Source organism: Salmonella sp. SSDFZ69 (assembly GCF_004010755.1).
In the GTDB taxonomy this organism is placed as follows: Bacteria; Pseudomonadota; Gammaproteobacteria; order Enterobacterales; family Enterobacteriaceae; genus Salmonella; species Salmonella enterica.
On record NZ_CP034831.1, the window covers coordinates 4,581,480 to 4,597,750 of the forward strand.

The following is a 16,271-nucleotide window of genomic DNA, read 5'->3' on the forward strand; positions in this document are numbered from 1 at the left end:
GATGCTAAAAGTATTATTGCTCTTTGTGTTGTTGCTCGCGGGTATCGTGGTCGGCCCGATGATAGCCGGTCACCAGGGCTATGTGTTAATCCAGACCGATAACTACAACATTGAAACCAGCGTCACCGGACTGGCGATTATTCTCATCGTCGCTATGATGGTGCTATTCGCCATTGAGTGGTTACTACGCCGTCTGTTTCGTACCGGCGCGCACACCCGCGGTTGGTTTGCCGGCCGTAAACGCCGTCGCGCCCGCAAGCAGACCGAACAGGCGCTGCTGAAGCTGGCGGAGGGCGACTATCAGCAGGTTGAAAAGCTGATGTCAAAAAATGCCGACCATGCTGAACAACCGGTGGTAAATTATCTGCTGGCGGCAGAAGCGGCGCAGCAGCGCGGCGATGAAGCGCGCGCTAATCAGCACCTTGAACGTGCGGCAGAGCTGGCGGGGAACGACACCATCCCGGTCGAGATCACACGCGTGCGCTTACAGCTGGCGCGCAATGAAAATCACGCAGCGCGTCACGGCGTGGACAAACTGCTGGAGGTCACGCCGCGTCACCCGGAAGTTCTGCGTCTGGCGGAGCAGGCCTATATTCGCACCAGCGCATGGAGTTCGTTACTGGATATCATCCCATCCATGGCGAAAGCGCACGTCGGCGATGAAGCGCATCGCGCCATGCTCGAACAACAGGCGTGGATAGGACTCATGGATCAGGCGCGCGCCGAGCAGGGCAGCGAAGGATTACGCACCTGGTGGAAAAACCAAAGCCGTAAAACCCGCCATCAGGTGGCGCTGCAGGTCGCAATGGCCGAGCATCTGATCGAATGTGACGATCATGATATGGCGCAGCAGATTATCATTGACGGTCTGAAACGCCAGTATGACGATCGGCTGGTGCTGCCCATTCCTCGCCTCAGAACCAATAATCCGGAACAACTGGAGAAAGTGCTGCGCCAGCAAATCAAGACGGTAGGCGATCGCCCGCTGTTATGGAGCACGCTCGGCCAGTCGCTAATGAAACACGGTGAATGGCAGGAGGCGACCCTGGCTTTCCGCGCCGCGCTAAAACAACGCCCGGACGCGTATGATTATGCCTGGCTTGCCGATGCGCTTGATCGACTGCATCAACCGGAAGAGGCCGCCGCCATGCGGCGCGATGGCTTGATGCTGACATTACAGAACAATCCCCCGCAGTAATTCCCTCTTGCCCGGTGGCGCTTCGCTTACCGGGCTTACCGCCTACGCAAAATCATTCGGAATGCATAAAAAAACGCCTGCCCGGTTAAGGGGCAGGCGTCAAAACAGGTCTGTATGACAACATAAAGGGGTGCTTCACTCAACGTTGTGTCCAGGGTGTTTGATGAGGCATAAGCGACATCTGTCAGTGGACGATAAGCACCGTAAACGGCTCTGCATCATTCCTGAGTTTATGAGGCCAGAAGGCGAACATAAGAGATGGAATGAGCATCTACCCGTACATTATTGCACATAACGTGCCATCTTTGCACCGCTAAAAAACAGGCGCAGGCGTTAAAAAAACGTAGACAATTCACGCGATTGACATCCCCCCGCCGCTGGCGAGGTTTTAGCGTGTCGCCCGGCGGAGACAGAACAGGATGCTTTTTATAAAGTGATTATAAATCAATAGATTATTCGTCACCGAATAGCGACAAATAAAGTCTGGGATATCGCCAATAAACCATAATGGCAACACGTGCGGGATAAGTAGTTGAAAATGAACAGAAAACAAAAAACCCCGCCGAAGCGGGGTTCAAAATTGGTCGGCGAGAGAGGATTCGAACCTCCGACCCACTGGTCCCAAACCAGTTGCGCTACCAAGCTGCGCTACTCGCCGATATACTGCTTTTTTGAATTTTTAGTTCAATTCGTTGAGTCGTGGTGCGAGGGGGGGGACTTGAACCCCCACGTCCGTAAGGACACTAACACCTGAAGCTAGCGCGTCTACCAATTCCGCCACCTTCGCGTTTCACAACTCTATATTAATGGGGTGGCTAATGGGATTCGAACCCACGACAACTGGAATCACAATCCAGGGCTCTACCAACTGAGCTATAGCCACCACTGAAACTTTTTACGCGGTATTAAACCACCGCAGCTCAAGCACCTAAATAAATGGTACGCCCGACAGGATTCGAACCTGAGACCTCTGCCTCCGGAGGGCAGCGCTCTATCCAGCTGAGCTACGGGCGCTTAGCGCCGTTGCGGGGGTGGATAATACGGACTTCACACCCCGCTGTCCAGTGCCTTTTTAAATAAAATGCGCGTTTGGTTATGCTTTGCGCATTTTGGCGCTTATTCCCCCACCTTGTGGGCGGTTCCGTGACGATTCAGACCGAAAACTTTGTAGACCAGCGTGACGGCCAGCAGGAAGATGACGCCGACAAACAGCGACATGCGCGTATCTTCATTAAAGTACATGCCGATTAAAACGCAAACCAGAAACGCCATCGTCAAATAGTTCGCCCACGGAAACATAATGGAACGAAAAGGATGATCCGCAATCGCTTCTTTATGCGCCCGACGAAAGCGCAGTTGGCTAATCAGAATGACAAACCACGGCACCATCCCCGGCAGTACGCTGGCGCTATAAACGTAAACAAAGACGCGCTGCGGATTGGGGATGATGTAGTTCAGGCAAGAACCTACCAGCAAAATCAAAATAGAGAGCGCCACGCCCGCGACCGGCACGCCGTGGCGAGAGACTTTCGCGACTGCCGCCGGCAGTTGACGGTTTTTCGCCAGCGCGTAAAGCATACGCCCACAGCTATACATTCCGCTGTTACAGCCGGAGAGCGCCGCCGTCAGCACGACAAAGTTGATAATGCCTGCCGCGGCGGTGATGCCGATTTTCGCGAAGGTGAGCACAAAGGGGCTGCCGTTGCTGCCAATCTCATTCCACGGGAAAATGGTGACGATCACGAAAATCGCGCCAACATAAAAAATCAGGATACGCCACAGCACTTTACCCACCGCGCTACGCAACGTCACCTGCGGATTCTTCGCTTCACCGGCGGTAATACCGATCAACTCAACCCCTTGATAAGAGGCCACCACGATACATAATGCGGTCAGAAAGCCTTTCCAGCCGCCGGCAAAAAAGCCGCCATGCTCGGTCAGATTACCAAAGCCAATCGCCTGGCCGCCGTTACCAAAGCCGAAGAAAATCACCCCCAGGCCGATGATGATCATCACAATAATCGTGGTGACTTTGATCATCGCAAACCAGAATTCGATTTCACCATACAGGCGCACCGCAGCCAGATTCGCCAACGCGACCAGTCCGACGGCAATCAGCGCCGGTATCCACTGCGCCATCTCCGGAAACCAGAACTGGACGTAGACCCCAATGGCGGTAATTTCCGAGATCCCGACCGCCATCCACATAAACCAGTATGACCAGGCGGTAAGATAGCCAAAAAAAGGACTCATATACCGGTGGGCGTACACGGCAAAGGAGCCGGTAACAGGTTCCAGAAAGAGCATCTCCCCCATCGAACGCATGATGAAAAAGACGAACAATCCGGCGATGATATACGCCAGCAGCACTGACGGGCCCGCCCATTTCAGCGTACTGGCGGCGCCCATAAAGAGTCCGACGCCGATGGTGCCCCCGAGGGCAATCAATTCAATATGACGAGCTTCCAGCCCACGCTGTAGCTCCGGTTTTTTCTCTGCCATAAATCCTCATGTCGTGTTTGCAACGGTTCCGGTAGTACCGGTTATTGTTATGGGTACATCGATTGTTGCGAATATTTTCTTAAATTTGGACAAATGGCAAATGGAGCATTAAAAAAATGCACTTATTGTGTAAGAAATCATCGATTATGTTGTAAATGAGCAGCGCCATAAGCACAATCCGCTGCTCAAGTCATCAGAAGGGAGAATTAGAGATCGCCAGTATAGTGCCAGCGAAGGTAGCGCAGCAGACGCATCTGGCGGGTAATACGCTTCGGTTGAGAAAGCAGACGATACAACCACTCCAGCCCCAGGTTCTGCCATATTTTTGGGGCGCGTTTGACGTGACCGGTAAACACATCATAGGTACCGCCCACCCCCATATATAACGCATGGGGATGCACTTCCCGACAATCGCGCATTAGCAATTCCTGTTTTGGCGACCCCATCGCGACGGTGACAATTTTCGCGCCGCTGGCATGGATACGCGCAAATAGCGCCTGACGCTGCTCCGGCGTAAAGTAACCGTCCTGGCTACCCACAATATTGACGTTCCACTGCGTCCGCAGTTTTGCTTCCGTCTGCGCCAGCACCTCAGGCTTGCCGCCGACAAGAAATACCGGCGTGCCTTCTTTCCCCGCACGCGCCATTAACGCTTCCCAAAGGTCGGCGCCAGCCACACGAGAAACCTGCGCCTGCGGAAATTTTTTACGTATTGAACGCACCACGCTGATGCCATCGGCATATTTAAATTCCGCCGCCGCTATCAACGCGCGGACTTCCGGATTATCTTCCGCCGTCAGCAGCTTTTCGGCGTTGATCGCCACCAACGTGCCTTGCTTCAGTTGACCATCGGCAAACAGATAATTCAGCGCATGTGACATGTCGCGCCAGCCAATCAGAGGTAACCCGCGCAGCGAGTAAAGGGGCGCAGCGGCATTATTGGTCATAGTTTTCCTTCCACCTGTGCCTGAGGGAGCGAAGTTGTACGTTTATGAATCAGTCCGGCGCTATCAAATAACCAGAACAGAAGCTTAGCGACCAGCAGGCTGGCGCCAAAAACCACCAGGAAGAAAACCACGCGCGAAACAAACGAATCCAGCCCTTCTCGCGCCAGCACAATCATATTAAAGATGGCGCCAAAGCAGAAACTGTGCAGAATCGCCGCCTTATAGCGATTGGGCTCCCGGTTACCCAGTTCATACAGCCAGTCGAACCATTTGATAATCAGCCCGACAACGATCGCGCCGAGCGGAATAAACAGCGCCCCGCCCATGACCACCAGCGATCCGATAAGCGTTGGCGATATCGCCAGGCCAGAATGGTTGTTCAGGACTTCCCAGGTGAAGTAATTCGCAGAATTCAGCACGATGCTGGGTCGTCCCGGCCATAACCAGGTGGGAATAAAGACGTAGAAATCACGCACGATAGGGGCCAGCCCCTGAAAATCGATATTGTGGTAATTTTGCAACAGCAGCGCCAGATTCTCCCACGGCGAAAAGGTATCGCGCGTTAGATAAAGAAACGTATAGAACGCCTCATCGCCGCTCACATTTAATCCGTAGCGTTTGAGCGCCAGCCAGAACATACCGACAATCCCCAGCACGCCCGCCGCCGCCAGCATCCACAGGCTGATCCAGCCCCGAATAATGCCGATAAACAGGAAGATAGCAAACGCAATAATGATGTTGGCGCGCGTGCCGCCGACAATCATGTAGGTCAACAAACCAAACGCGACGGTGCTCACCAGAAAAAACAGCCACGCTTTGCTGTCCTGGCGCAGGAAATAGACCACCAGCATTGCCGGAATGAAGAAATAGAAGAACCGTTTTAAGGCCACGCCGGAGACTTCGCTGGAAAAGATCTGGCTGTAGGAGTGCAGCCGGAACAGCAAAAAGCCGTTATGCATAAAGAAAATCGCCACGCTCACCAGCGCGATGCCCATCAGGATCACCCAGGTAAGGTGGGTTTCCACCCGGTTCATGGTAAATAGCGGCTTGCGTGGTACATCCACAACGCGTTTGCGTAAACGCGTTTTATAGGTCACGTAATACACGCCGTAGAAACAGGCGGCGGATAATAGAGCCTGCAATAAGATTTCCGGCGGCGCGACGCCAACGTCGAAACGAAATACCAGCACGCTGGTTAGCGGAAAACCAAAAAAGAAGGTCAACAAAAACAGCAACGAAAAGAAAACGTTGAAGTTAAAACGCACGCGGCGGAATTCAAACCAGGTCAACGTGGCGATAAACAGCGTAGAGAGCAGCCAGACCACCAGCAGCCCGCTGAATTGCATTAAACTCATTCGGCTTCTCCTGCGGCGATTCTCAACGCATTATGCCACGGTTGTAGGTAGTTGGGGCTAAAGAAGGTGATGCCGCTTTTATCTACCGATGCGAGCTGACGCTGCGCCTCGCGCACGACCTGCTCATTAAGATCGTCCGTGGTAAACAGGACGGGCAGATGCTGTTCCGCCATATCCTGCCAGAAAGGATTGTCGCGATTCAGTACGCACGGGATATCGGCCTGAATTAGCAGACATAACGTCCCGATCCCCTGTTGGCGGGCAAAAATAAAATAACCGAGGTCGCACTGGCGCAACAGCGCAAGATAGGCATCAAATTCCATTTTTTCGCTAAGAATTTGTAGATTTTCGGCGCTAAATAGCGCCAGACCGGCCTGACGAACCTCATCAATATAGTCCTGGTTATTGGCCGGATAGCCCATCGGCACCACCACGTTTACCGTGTCGCCAAACTGCTGATACACCGCCCGTAACGCCGCAATATGTTGGTTACTGCGATCGCCGGAGTTCCCTACCAAAATGGTCAATTTCCCCGCACGTTGGCGCTCTTTTGCCATAGCATTCAGGGAAGGGTCCATGCGCGTCGGGAAATAGAGCAACTCGCCGCGTACGCCCGGGTGCTGGCGCGCAAAATAGCTGAGATCGCCGCGCGTCGCGAATACGCCCCCTACTCGCCCCTGCGCGATACGACGAAGCGGGTAGAAAAGGCGGAATTTCAGCCCGTGGGACACTTCGTAGAGATCCGCGCCCCAGATATGCCAGTAAAACTGAGCTGGCTTAATACCGCCGCTTAACAGCGCCAGCCACAGGCTGGTGTTGAACTGACCGTGAAAGAAGAATCTCTGTCGACGATTTGCTTTCGCTTTGGCGATGACCGCCTGCGCCAGCGCTTTCTTACTGCCATAAAAACGAAGCGAGAGCGCCGGGCAGCTTTCCGTGAAGCCGTTATCCTCGCCGGCAACCATAAATTCGCGCGCGTGCTCGCTTGTGGCGGCCAGCGTATCATTGAAAAACCGCAGCACGGTGTGGTTATGGTGAGGGATATCCGATCCCAGGACGTGAATCAGTACAGTCATGCTCGCCTACGCCAGAGTAAAAATACGCCGCAACAAAGTGAAAAATAGACAATATAGGTGGCCATATAAGCCTGTGCCGCACCCAGCGCGCCGTGAGCGGGAATCAGCCAGTGAGCGAACGCCGTTAACAGAATGAACTGACTAATTTCGGCCAGAATGTAAAATCGCAACGACGCTTTGGCAATCACCAGATAACCGAAAACATAGGCGCCGACTTTCAGCACGTCGCCCACTAACTGCCAGGCGAACAGATCGCGCATCGCGGTGAATTTGGCGGAAAAAAGCAGCCAGATAGCAAAATCGCGCAGTAGCCAGACGGTAAAACTCGCCGCCGCAACCGCTGGTAAAACAAATTTCAGCGCTTTTACCACTTCACGCGTAATGTCCTGTTTTTCCGTCAGGCGTGAGAGCGTGGGTAACAGGTAAACGCTGAAGGAGGCGGTGATAAATTGCAGATAGGCGTCAGAAATACTGCTTACGCCCTGCCAGATCCCGACATCGCTCCAGCTATAGTGCGCGGCCAGTTGGTTTCGCATCATCACATAGGCGACCGGCATCGTAACGGAGGTAATCAGCGCCATCAGGGTAAATTTACTGAGCTGCCCTGCCAGACCATTGTCCCAGGAGGGCTTGAGATAGCGTAGCGGGACGGTGCCGCGCTTAATCAGTATTATACCGGCTGGCACTACCACCAGCGCCGGCACCAGCGCCAGACCAAGCAGAGCGCCTTCATAGCCGCCGACACGGTAGCAGAGATACCAGGCGGCGACGCCCAAAAAGCTGCCAACAATTAACGATAAGGCATTACCCGACGCGTCACGAAAGCCCTTCATTAGCGCCAGCAGCAGGTTCGCCCAGGCGATCCCCATTTGTACCAGCGCAACCAGACGCACCAGCCCTTGATAGTCCGTGTGACCGAACAATCCCTGGCTAATCGGCGCCGCCGCCAGCAGGAAGACCAGCGCCAGCAGCGTAGAGAACCCCAATACCATCGCGGAGGAGGTTCCCACCACGGTACGTAACTGCGCCGGGTCATCATGATGTTGTGCGACGAGTTTGGTAACGCCGTTAAATATCCCCGCGCCAGCCAATACGCCCAGCACGGTGATCATCTGGCGGAAGTTACCCGCTTGTCCGACGCCCGCCGGGCCAAAAGAGACGGCCAGTAGTTTCACCACCAGCAGTCCGGCGCCAATTTTTACCAGCGTACTGACCGCCGTCCACAGGGAGGCTTTAGCAAGCGACATATCAGGAGAAATAATTTAGCAAGGTAGTAATCACCGTTCGTTGATCGACGGGCGCAAGGTTATAAAACAGCGGCAGACGCAGCAAACGTTCGCTCTCTTTTGTGGTGTAGACATCGTCCCCGATAAACTCGCCGAATTTATCGCCCGCCGGACAATCATGCAGCGGAATGTAATGGAATACCGCCATGATTTCCGCCTCTTTCAGGAAATTAATCAGCGCGCTGCGATCGGCGATATCCCGCAGTTTGATGTAAAACATATGGGCATTATGCCCGCAGTTTTCCGGAATAGAAGGCAGCTCGATACGCCCGGCGCGCGCCAGCGGCGTTAACGCATCGTAGTAAGTCTGCCACAGCGACAGACGCTGTTGATTGATACGATCGGCGGCCTCCAGTTGCGCCCACAGATAGGCAGCCTGCAGATCGGACATCAAATAACTGGAGCCGATATCCCGCCAGGTGTATTTGTCCACCTGACCACGGAAGAACTGGCTACGGTTGGTGCCTTTTTCGCGGATGATCTCCGCGCGTTCAATTAGCGTACGATCGTTGATCAGCGTCGCGCCGCCTTCGCCGCCAGCGGTGTAATTTTTGGTTTCATGGAAGCTAAAACAGCCGATGTGACCGATCGTCCCTAATGCGCGCCCTTTGTACGTGGACATCACACCCTGGGCGGCATCCTCGACAACGAACAGATTATACTTATCCGCCAGCGCCATGATGACGTCCATTTCACAAGCGACGCCAGCGTAGTGTACCGGCACGATAGCACGGGTTTTATCAGTAATCGCCGCCTCAATCAGCGTTTCGTCAATATTCATCGTATCCGGACGAATATCGACAAACACAATTTTCGCGCCGCGCAGGACAAAAGCGTTAGCGGTGGAGACAAACGTAAAGCTCGGCATGATCACTTCATCGCCGGGCTGAATATCCAACAACAGAGCCGCCATCTCCAGCGATGCGGTACAGGAAGGCGTTAGCAACACCTTCGCGCTGCCGAAATGTTGCTCCAGCCACTGCTGGCAACGACGCGTAAAGCCGCCGTCGCCGCACAGTTTGCCGCTGCTCATTGCAGACTGCATGTATTCGAGTTCGGTTCCCACCACCGGCGGCGCATTAAAAGGAATCATGTTGTCACCTGTATAACCAGTACGCAGTGCTTTCGATGTTGGCACCGCTTTGTATGTAACGTTTAAGCGCGGCGGTGTTGCCCAACTGGGTCGCCACCCGCAATGTTGCTTTGCCGCGACTCTGCGCCCAACAGATCGCCGCCTGCATAAGTTCCGCTCCCGCGCCGCGTCCGGCCAACAGACCGATGCGCGCGTCGGTATCATTCAATTCCCGCAGCGAGACGTAACCGCGGATAGCGCCTGTCTCCGTGCGAAGCACCAGGCATTGGTGATCAAACGTGCCGCGTACCGCATTCTCAATCCACTGGGCGTAAAAACGGGCGCTGGCGTCGGGCGCATACCACGGCGCGCGAAAACGACTCTGCGTAAACGCCTCTCCGGCCAACTGACGCAAAGCAGGAATGTCCGTAAGGTGTGCAATTTCCGCGCCATGCTGGTCGCGATGCCCTTTTACCGGCAACGCAAAATCCACTTCGCCTTCAACCAAAGAGAATCCCAGCGATTGCAACGCCGACAGCCAGGCGATGTTTTCAGCCGGCACTTTTACCTGCACGCGTTGCCACGCCTGCAGCGCTTCTGGCGTTAATTCGGGCGCTGAGGCATCGATACGCACAATGCCGCTATTCACGCCAAAGAACGTATTTTCCCAGAGTAACGGTTCAATACTGGCGCGGACGGGCACGGAGCAACTCCAGTAAATATTGGCCATAGCCGGTTTTTTCAAGCTGACTGGCGGCGCGTTTCAAACCATCATCATCCAGCCAGCCGTTGCGCCAGGCAATCTCCTCCAGACAGGCAATTTTGAAGCCCTGGCGCTTTGATACGCCGCGCGTAATGGGATGCAACCGGGTACCGGAACCTCCCGCCAGAATGATGCCTTTCATTCGTTTCTCCTCCAGGAGTAAGAACCTGCCGTTTAGCGTTTCAGACCTAAGCGTTCGCCCTGATAACTGCCATCCTGCACGGGTTTCCACCAGGACTCATTGGCGAGATACCACTGAACGGTTTTTCGCATCCCGCTTTCGAAGGTTTCCTGCGGCGTCCAGCCCAGCTCGCGGACGATTTTCGACGCGTCGATGGCATAGCGTAAGTCATGGCCGGGTCGATCGTCGACGAAGGTAATCAGATCGTGATAATTCGCTACACCCTGCGGTTTTTGCGGGGCCAGTTCCTCCAACAGAGCGCAGATCGTCCTGACCACATCCAGATTTTTACGTTCGTTATGACCGCCGATATTATACGTTTCGCCCACCGCGCCGTTCGTCACCACGTGATACAACGCACGGGCATGATCCTCTACATACAGCCAGTCGCGAATTTGCTGACCGTTGCCATAGACCGGCAATGGTTTACCCGCCAGCGCGTTCAGAATCATCAGCGGGATCAGTTTTTCCGGGAAATGGTAGGGCCCGTAGTTATTAGAGCAGTTGGTGACAAGCGTAGGCAGACCGTAGGTACGTAACCAGGCGCGTACCAGATGGTCGCTGCTGGCTTTGGAGGCGGAATAAGGGCTGCTTGGCGCATATGGCGTGGTTTCGGTGAAGAAATCGTCTGCAGTATGCAGATCGCCATACACTTCATCGGTGGAGATATGGTGGAAGCGGAACGCCGCTTTAGCGTCCGCGTCAAGCGCGGACCAGTAAGCGCGAGCGGCTTCCAGCAAGGTGTAAGTACCAACGATATTCGTTTCAATAAACGCCGCCGGGCCGTCGATGGAACGGTCTACATGGCTTTCCGCCGCCAGGTGCATCACGCTATCGGGCTGATACTGCTGGAAAACTCGCTCCAGTGATGCCCGATCGCAGATATCCACCTTCTCAAAGGCGAAACGGTCGCTTTGCGCCACCGACGCCAGAGACATCAGGTTGCCCGCATAGGTGAGTTTATCCACCACCACCACCGCGTCTGCCGTTTCATGGATGATATGCCGCACCACCGCAGATCCGATAAAGCCTGCGCCTCCGGTCACCAGAATGCGTTTCATCAGCGCCAGACTCCTTTGGTATCAACCACATAACGTTGATGAACCGCATCGCCGGGGATCGCTTTAAATTCGTCGTGATCGACCAGCATCACCAGCACATCGGCGGCGGCCAGCGCCGCGTCCAGCTTCGCCAGCGTGCAAAGTCCGTCCAATTTTTTCGGCAACTGACGGATATTCGGTTCGACGACCAGGGTTTCGCCGCTGTGCCAGCGGGCGATACTTTGCGCGATCCCCATCGCCGGGCTTTCGCGCAGATCGTCGATATTCGGCTTAAAGGCCAGCCCAAAACAGGCGATTTTCACTTCGCTGGCGCGTTTATCGGTGGCCGCCAGGCAATCTGCGACCGCGGCTTTTACCTGATCGACTACCCAGTGCGGTTTGCCGTCGTTCACTTCACGCGCGGTGCGAATCAGTCTCGCCTGCTGCGGATTTTGCGCCACAATAAACCACGGATCGACCGCAATGCAGTGCCCGCCAACGCCTGGACCCGGCTGCAGAATATTGACGCGCGGATGGCGGTTCGCCAGGCGGATCAATTCCCAGACGTTAATCCCCTGTTCGGCGCAAATCAGCGACAATTCATTCGCAAAGGCGATATTCACATCACGGAAGCTATTTTCCGTCAGCTTGCACATCTCTGCGGTGCGCGAGTTGGTGACAACGCATTCGCCCTCAAGGAAAATTTTGTACAGCGCGCTGGCGCGAGCCGAACATACTGGCGTCATACCGCCAATTACGCGGTCATTTTTAATGAGTTCCACCATCACCTGACCCGGCAGCACACGCTCCGGACAATAGGCGATATTCACGTCGGCCTGCTCGCCCGCCTGCTGGGGAAAGGTCAGATCCGGGCGCATCCCGGCCAGCCAGCCGGCCATTTGCTCCGTTGCGCCGACCGGCGATGTTGATTCCAGAATCACCAGTGCCCCTTTTTTTAATACCGGCGCAATGGATTTCGCCGCGGCTTCCACATAGGCCATGTCAGGGTCGTGATCGCCTTTGAATGGCGTCGGCACGGCAATCAGGTACGCATCGGCCTCGACAGGTGTCGTCGTCGCACGCAGAAAGCCGCCCTCCACCGCCATCTTCACCACATTGCCCAACGCCGGCTCCACGATGTGAATTTCACCGCGATTTATGGTGTCTACCGCATGTTGGTTGATATCCACGCCGATAACCTGCTTCTGGCGGGAAGCAAAAGCGGCCGCAGTCGGTAATCCGATATACCCCAGCCCAATAACAGAAATGGTCGTAAAACTCATAACGATACCCGATAACTTTTTAACGCCTGTAAAATGCGCGCGCATGATTGCCCGTCACCATAAGGATTATGGGCGCGGCTCATGGTTTGATATTCATTTTCGTCGTGCAGCAGACGCATAACTTCCGCCACAATGCGCCGGGAGTCCGTGCCGATCAGTCTTACCGTACCAGCGGTAATGGCTTCCGGACGCTCTGTGGTTTCACGCATGACCAATACCGGCTTACCTAATGACGGCGCTTCTTCCTGAATACCGCCGGAATCGGTCAGAATGAGCCAGGCGTGATTCATCAGCCAGACAAAAGGTAAGTAGTCCTGCGGCTCAATCAGTACCACGTTTTCAACATGGCCGAGGATACGGTTGACAGGTTCGCTGACGTTGGGATTGAGATGCACCGGATAGACAATTTGCACATTCTGGTTCGCGGCGGCGATTTCCGCCAGCGCCTGGCAGATATGCTCAAAGCCCTGACCAAAGCTTTCACGCCGATGACCGGTCACCAAAATCATCTTCTTATTCGCGTTGAGGAAAGGATACTGCTCGGCCAGTTCAGCCTGTAATGTATCGCTCGTCAGAACGCGATCGCGTACCCAGATCAGCGCGTCAATAACGGTATTGCCAGTGACAAAAATGCGCTCATCCGGAATGTTCTCCCGCAACAGATTCTGCCGCGAGTTTTCCGTCGGCGCAAAGTGGTACATCGCCAGATGTCCGGTCAGCGTGCGGTTTGCCTCTTCCGGCCAGGGGGAATAGAGATCGCCGGTTCGCAACCCGGCTTCTACGTGCCCTACCGGAATTCGTTGATAAAAAGCCGCCAGGCTGGTAGCAATCGTAGTGGTGGTATCGCCATGAACCAGCACCACATCAGGTTTAAAATCTGCCAGGATCGGCTTTAATCCCTCCAGAATTCGGCAGGTAATTTCCGTCAACCCCTGTCCCGGCTGCATAATGTTGAGATCGAAATCAGGCACAATAGAAAAAAGAGTTAATACCTGATCAAGCATCTCCCGATGCTGCGCAGTAACGCATACTTTGGCCTCGAAATGAGGATCTTTTTCCAGCGCATGGACCAGAGGCGCCATCTTAATGGCCTCCGGTCGTGTACCAAATACAGTCAGTACTTTCACATCGATTCTCTTCGAATAGACAGTAGGGGCCCAGCCCCCTACTGCAGAGGTGTTGCTAAATCGTGCGGCGACGGGTTAAGGCAACGCCCGCACCGATTAGCGCCCCAACGATACCCCACATAATCATCAGGAAGGCTCGGCGTGGGCTATCACGTTTTACCGGTTCTTCCGGCGTACGCAAATAACGATAGGTCTGAAAACGAGGGTCCAGGATCGGCCCCACATTAAGCGTATTCAACATTGCCCGATTTTGAAAGTAGTCCAAATCGAACGCAGGGCCAACCGCTTGCAGATTTTCAAGACGCGCCTGCAACATAGGGCGACCGAGTAAAAAAAGCTCTGAGTCCGGTAATTCATCTGCCGGGACATCCGTCGCGCTACGAGAAATATTATGTTGTTCTGCAATTTTGAGCGCCTGCTCAATACTGTTTACACGACGCGAATAGATCGCTTTCGCAACCTCTTCCTGCCGTTTGACCTGGGCTTTCATCTGCACGGTACGCGCAGCCCAGGCACCTTTTAATTCATCATTCAGATGGCTCGCCGCCCGCTGGCTGGCGAATGCAACATACTGACGCAGCAAATTATTGGCGTCCGGCGCAGTTTCAGCAATCAGCTTCACATTGTCGTTGATGGCGCGTGTAAAATCGCCGGGCGTAAACTGTATGTTATTGATCAGTTCATCAAGCATCGCCGCATCAGCTTTGCTATTCCCGACCATTCGCTGCTTGTAATAGTCCGTCTGTAACCAGAAATCGCGACGCGTATCCCAGGAGGCAAGTTGCATGATGAACTCTTTATACGCTTCATCCATCACCGAGGGCTTATCGGAAGAAGAGGGATCGGTCTTAATATCCAGGTTGCGCAGAAACTGCTGCTGGGAGTAATAACCGCCCAACATATTTACGGTTGGGCGATCGGTGATCGCCGTCGCACTCCACTCCTGACGAGCAAAAAAGGTATAGGCTAACGCGATAAGGGCAAATAGCAGGCCAATGCCGATAATCCAGTATTTGCCAGCCCATAAAGTACGAAACAACCCGCGAATATCCAGTTCATTTTCAGCGCTCACCGCGCGTGCCCCCGGTAATGGTTGTGTCATCGTATCCTCATTTACTTGGTTAAGTTTGGCCGGTTCTCACGTTGCCTGCGCAGGCGACGCTTCACACGCTTAATAAATCTCGCCACCTTCCAGGCCCGCTTAATGCAGTAGCCATAGAGGAAGAATGCTAGCAAAAAGAGCACCAACATAACCCATTCAGGAACAAAATGAGAGTATTCTGCCGTTACGCCTACTCCCGCCAGAATCGCCGCTGCGAGCGTAATAAGAACAAATGCCTGGCGGGAAGTAAACCCTGCTCGCATAACCAAATGATGAATATGTTGGCGATCAGGGGAAAAGGGGCTCATCCCTTTACGCAGACGGCGATACATAATCGCCACCATATCCATCAATGGAATAGCGATAATCCATAGCGCGGTAACCGGGCTGATAGAGTGAGTTTTCCCCTGCGTCGTTTCCAGTAAAAGCCAGATGACGGTAAAGCCAATCAGTGTACTACCGGCATCGCCCATAAAGACTTTATAACGCCGCCCCAAAATACCGAGATTAAGCATAATGTAAGGCAGAATCGCGGCGATCATGGCAAAGCACCACATTGCCAGACTAGTCTGACCATCAAACCATAAAATCAGCCCCATCGCCGCAAATGAGACGCTGGATAACCCACCCAGCAGGCCGTCAATACCGTCCACCATATTGAAAGCGTTGATCGCCGCCCATACCGCAAACAGGGTAAGGAAATAGCCAAAGGGGCCAAGCACTAACTCCCAAGGCCCAAAGATGTAACCAAGGCTACCTAAGTGAAGTTTTGCGATAACCATCATTACAACCGCAATAACAGCCTGAACCACAGCACGAATTTTTACACTGATATCAAAACGGTCATCCATCGCACCAACAAAAACCAATACACCAGCGCAAATAAGATATAGCGATAAGTGCGGTATGTAGTAATCCGAGAGGCCAAACATAAAGCAGATTCCTGCAAACACAGAAATCCCGCCGACTAATGGGATAACACCCTGATGTCGTTTACGAAAGTTTGGTTTATCCACTAAACCAATTTTTATGGCTACTTTTCGCGCAAGAAAAATAAAAATGGTCGTGAATAAAAAAATACTGATTAGCTCAGATAAAGCGGTGAGTAACTTCACAGTGTATGTGCTCTCAGCATATATCATTTCCTTAAAGTATAATGCGTTACGCCAGCTCCTAGAAGAGACCTGTTAGAACATTACACTTTTTACCGCAAACAATGTGTATTGTGCATGGTGTTACTCTGTAGCGCATATCCCGATGACCAGTTTATATGACATGACGCTAAGATGAATCGCAAAACAAAAACGCCACGTAAAAACGTGGCGTTTTCAGGTAAAGA

Annotated in this window: 13 protein-coding genes, 4 tRNA genes and 1 pseudogene; 1 reads left to right on the plus strand and 17 read right to left on the minus strand. The window is 53.6% G+C overall.

What is annotated here, in order from left to right:
* The first annotated feature begins 1 nt into the window (after position 1).
* Positions 2-1,198 carry a protoheme IX biogenesis protein HemY gene (hemY, locus tag EOS98_RS22660; protein WP_164550775.1) on the plus strand — a complete coding sequence of 399 codons (1,197 nt, stop codon included), beginning with the start codon at positions 2-4 and terminating at the stop codon, positions 1,196-1,198.
* Between the two features lie 581 nt (positions 1,199-1,779).
* Here hemY and EOS98_RS22665 read toward each other — a convergent pair.
* The 17 genes and pseudogenes from EOS98_RS22665 to wecA form a co-directional block, all read right to left on the minus strand.
* Positions 1,780-1,856, minus strand: a tRNA-Pro gene (locus EOS98_RS22665).
* Positions 1,857-1,898: 42 nt separating this feature from the next.
* Positions 1,899-1,985, minus strand: a tRNA-Leu gene (locus EOS98_RS22670).
* A gap of 20 nt (positions 1,986-2,005) precedes the next feature.
* Positions 2,006-2,081 (minus strand) — tRNA-His (locus tag EOS98_RS22675).
* Between the two features lie 54 nt (positions 2,082-2,135).
* Positions 2,136-2,212, minus strand: a tRNA-Arg gene (locus tag EOS98_RS22680).
* Positions 2,213-2,314: 102 nt separating this feature from the next.
* A complete protein-coding gene (gene thrP / locus EOS98_RS22685) occupies positions 2,315-3,700 on the minus strand; it encodes a bifunctional threonine/serine APC transporter ThrP (protein ID WP_000818378.1) in 1,386 nt (461 codons plus the stop codon).
* A gap of 206 nt (positions 3,701-3,906) precedes the next feature.
* Complete coding sequence (gene wecG, locus EOS98_RS22690) at positions 3,907-4,647, minus strand: lipopolysaccharide N-acetylmannosaminouronosyltransferase (protein ID WP_000183617.1); 741 nt, start codon at positions 4,645-4,647, stop codon at positions 3,907-3,909.
* Complete coding sequence (wzyE, locus tag EOS98_RS22695) at positions 4,644-6,002, minus strand: ECA oligosaccharide polymerase (RefSeq protein ID WP_000055605.1); 1,359 nt, start codon at positions 6,000-6,002, stop codon at positions 4,644-4,646. Before wzyE ends, wecG begins: the two co-directional genes overlap by 4 nt.
* A complete protein-coding gene (locus EOS98_RS22700) occupies positions 5,999-7,078 on the minus strand; it encodes a TDP-N-acetylfucosamine:lipid II N-acetylfucosaminyltransferase (protein WP_000217189.1) in 1,080 nt (359 codons plus the stop codon). Before EOS98_RS22700 ends, wzyE begins: the two co-directional genes overlap by 4 nt.
* Positions 7,075-8,325, minus strand: coding sequence for a lipid III flippase WzxE (wzxE, locus tag EOS98_RS22705; RefSeq protein WP_000050285.1), 1,251 nt, complete (start codon positions 8,323-8,325; stop codon positions 7,075-7,077). Before wzxE ends, EOS98_RS22700 begins: the two co-directional genes overlap by 4 nt.
* Before the next feature lies 1 nt (position 8,326).
* Complete coding sequence (gene rffA / locus EOS98_RS22710; RefSeq protein WP_000612080.1) at positions 8,327-9,457, minus strand: dTDP-4-amino-4,6-dideoxygalactose transaminase; 1,131 nt, start codon at positions 9,455-9,457, stop codon at positions 8,327-8,329.
* 4 nt (positions 9,458-9,461) lie between these two features.
* Positions 9,462-10,139 (minus strand): dTDP-4-amino-4,6-dideoxy-D-galactose acyltransferase, encoded by a 678-nt coding sequence (gene rffC / locus EOS98_RS22715; protein WP_001145156.1) that lies wholly within the window; start codon positions 10,137-10,139, stop codon positions 9,462-9,464.
* A pseudogene (locus EOS98_RS25025) lies at positions 10,117-10,281 on the minus strand (glucose-1-phosphate thymidylyltransferase); the annotation flags it as partial. The pseudogene EOS98_RS25025 and the gene rffC, both read right to left, overlap by 23 nt.
* Before the next feature lie 92 nt (positions 10,282-10,373).
* Positions 10,374-11,441, minus strand: coding sequence for a dTDP-glucose 4,6-dehydratase (rffG, locus tag EOS98_RS22725; protein WP_126524409.1), 1,068 nt, complete (start codon positions 11,439-11,441; stop codon positions 10,374-10,376).
* On the minus strand, positions 11,441-12,703 hold the full coding sequence (wecC, locus tag EOS98_RS22730) for a UDP-N-acetyl-D-mannosamine dehydrogenase (protein WP_000011236.1): 1,263 nt from the start codon (positions 12,701-12,703) through the stop codon (positions 11,441-11,443). Before wecC ends, rffG begins: the two co-directional genes overlap by 1 nt.
* The gene (gene wecB, locus EOS98_RS22735; RefSeq protein ID WP_000866676.1) at positions 12,700-13,830 is read right to left on the minus strand and encodes a non-hydrolyzing UDP-N-acetylglucosamine 2-epimerase; all 1,131 of its coding nucleotides are present in this window, start codon (positions 13,828-13,830) and stop codon (positions 12,700-12,702) included. Before wecB ends, wecC begins: the two co-directional genes overlap by 4 nt.
* 55 nt (positions 13,831-13,885) lie before the next feature.
* Positions 13,886-14,932 (minus strand): ECA polysaccharide chain length modulation protein, encoded by a 1,047-nt coding sequence (gene wzzE / locus EOS98_RS22740; RefSeq protein WP_127821211.1) that lies wholly within the window; start codon positions 14,930-14,932, stop codon positions 13,886-13,888.
* Positions 14,933-14,943: 11 nt separating this feature from the next.
* On the minus strand, positions 14,944-16,047 hold the full coding sequence (gene wecA, locus EOS98_RS22745) for a UDP-N-acetylglucosamine--undecaprenyl-phosphate N-acetylglucosaminephosphotransferase (protein WP_000771937.1): 1,104 nt from the start codon (positions 16,045-16,047) through the stop codon (positions 14,944-14,946).
* Positions 16,048-16,271: the final 224 nt, after the last annotated feature.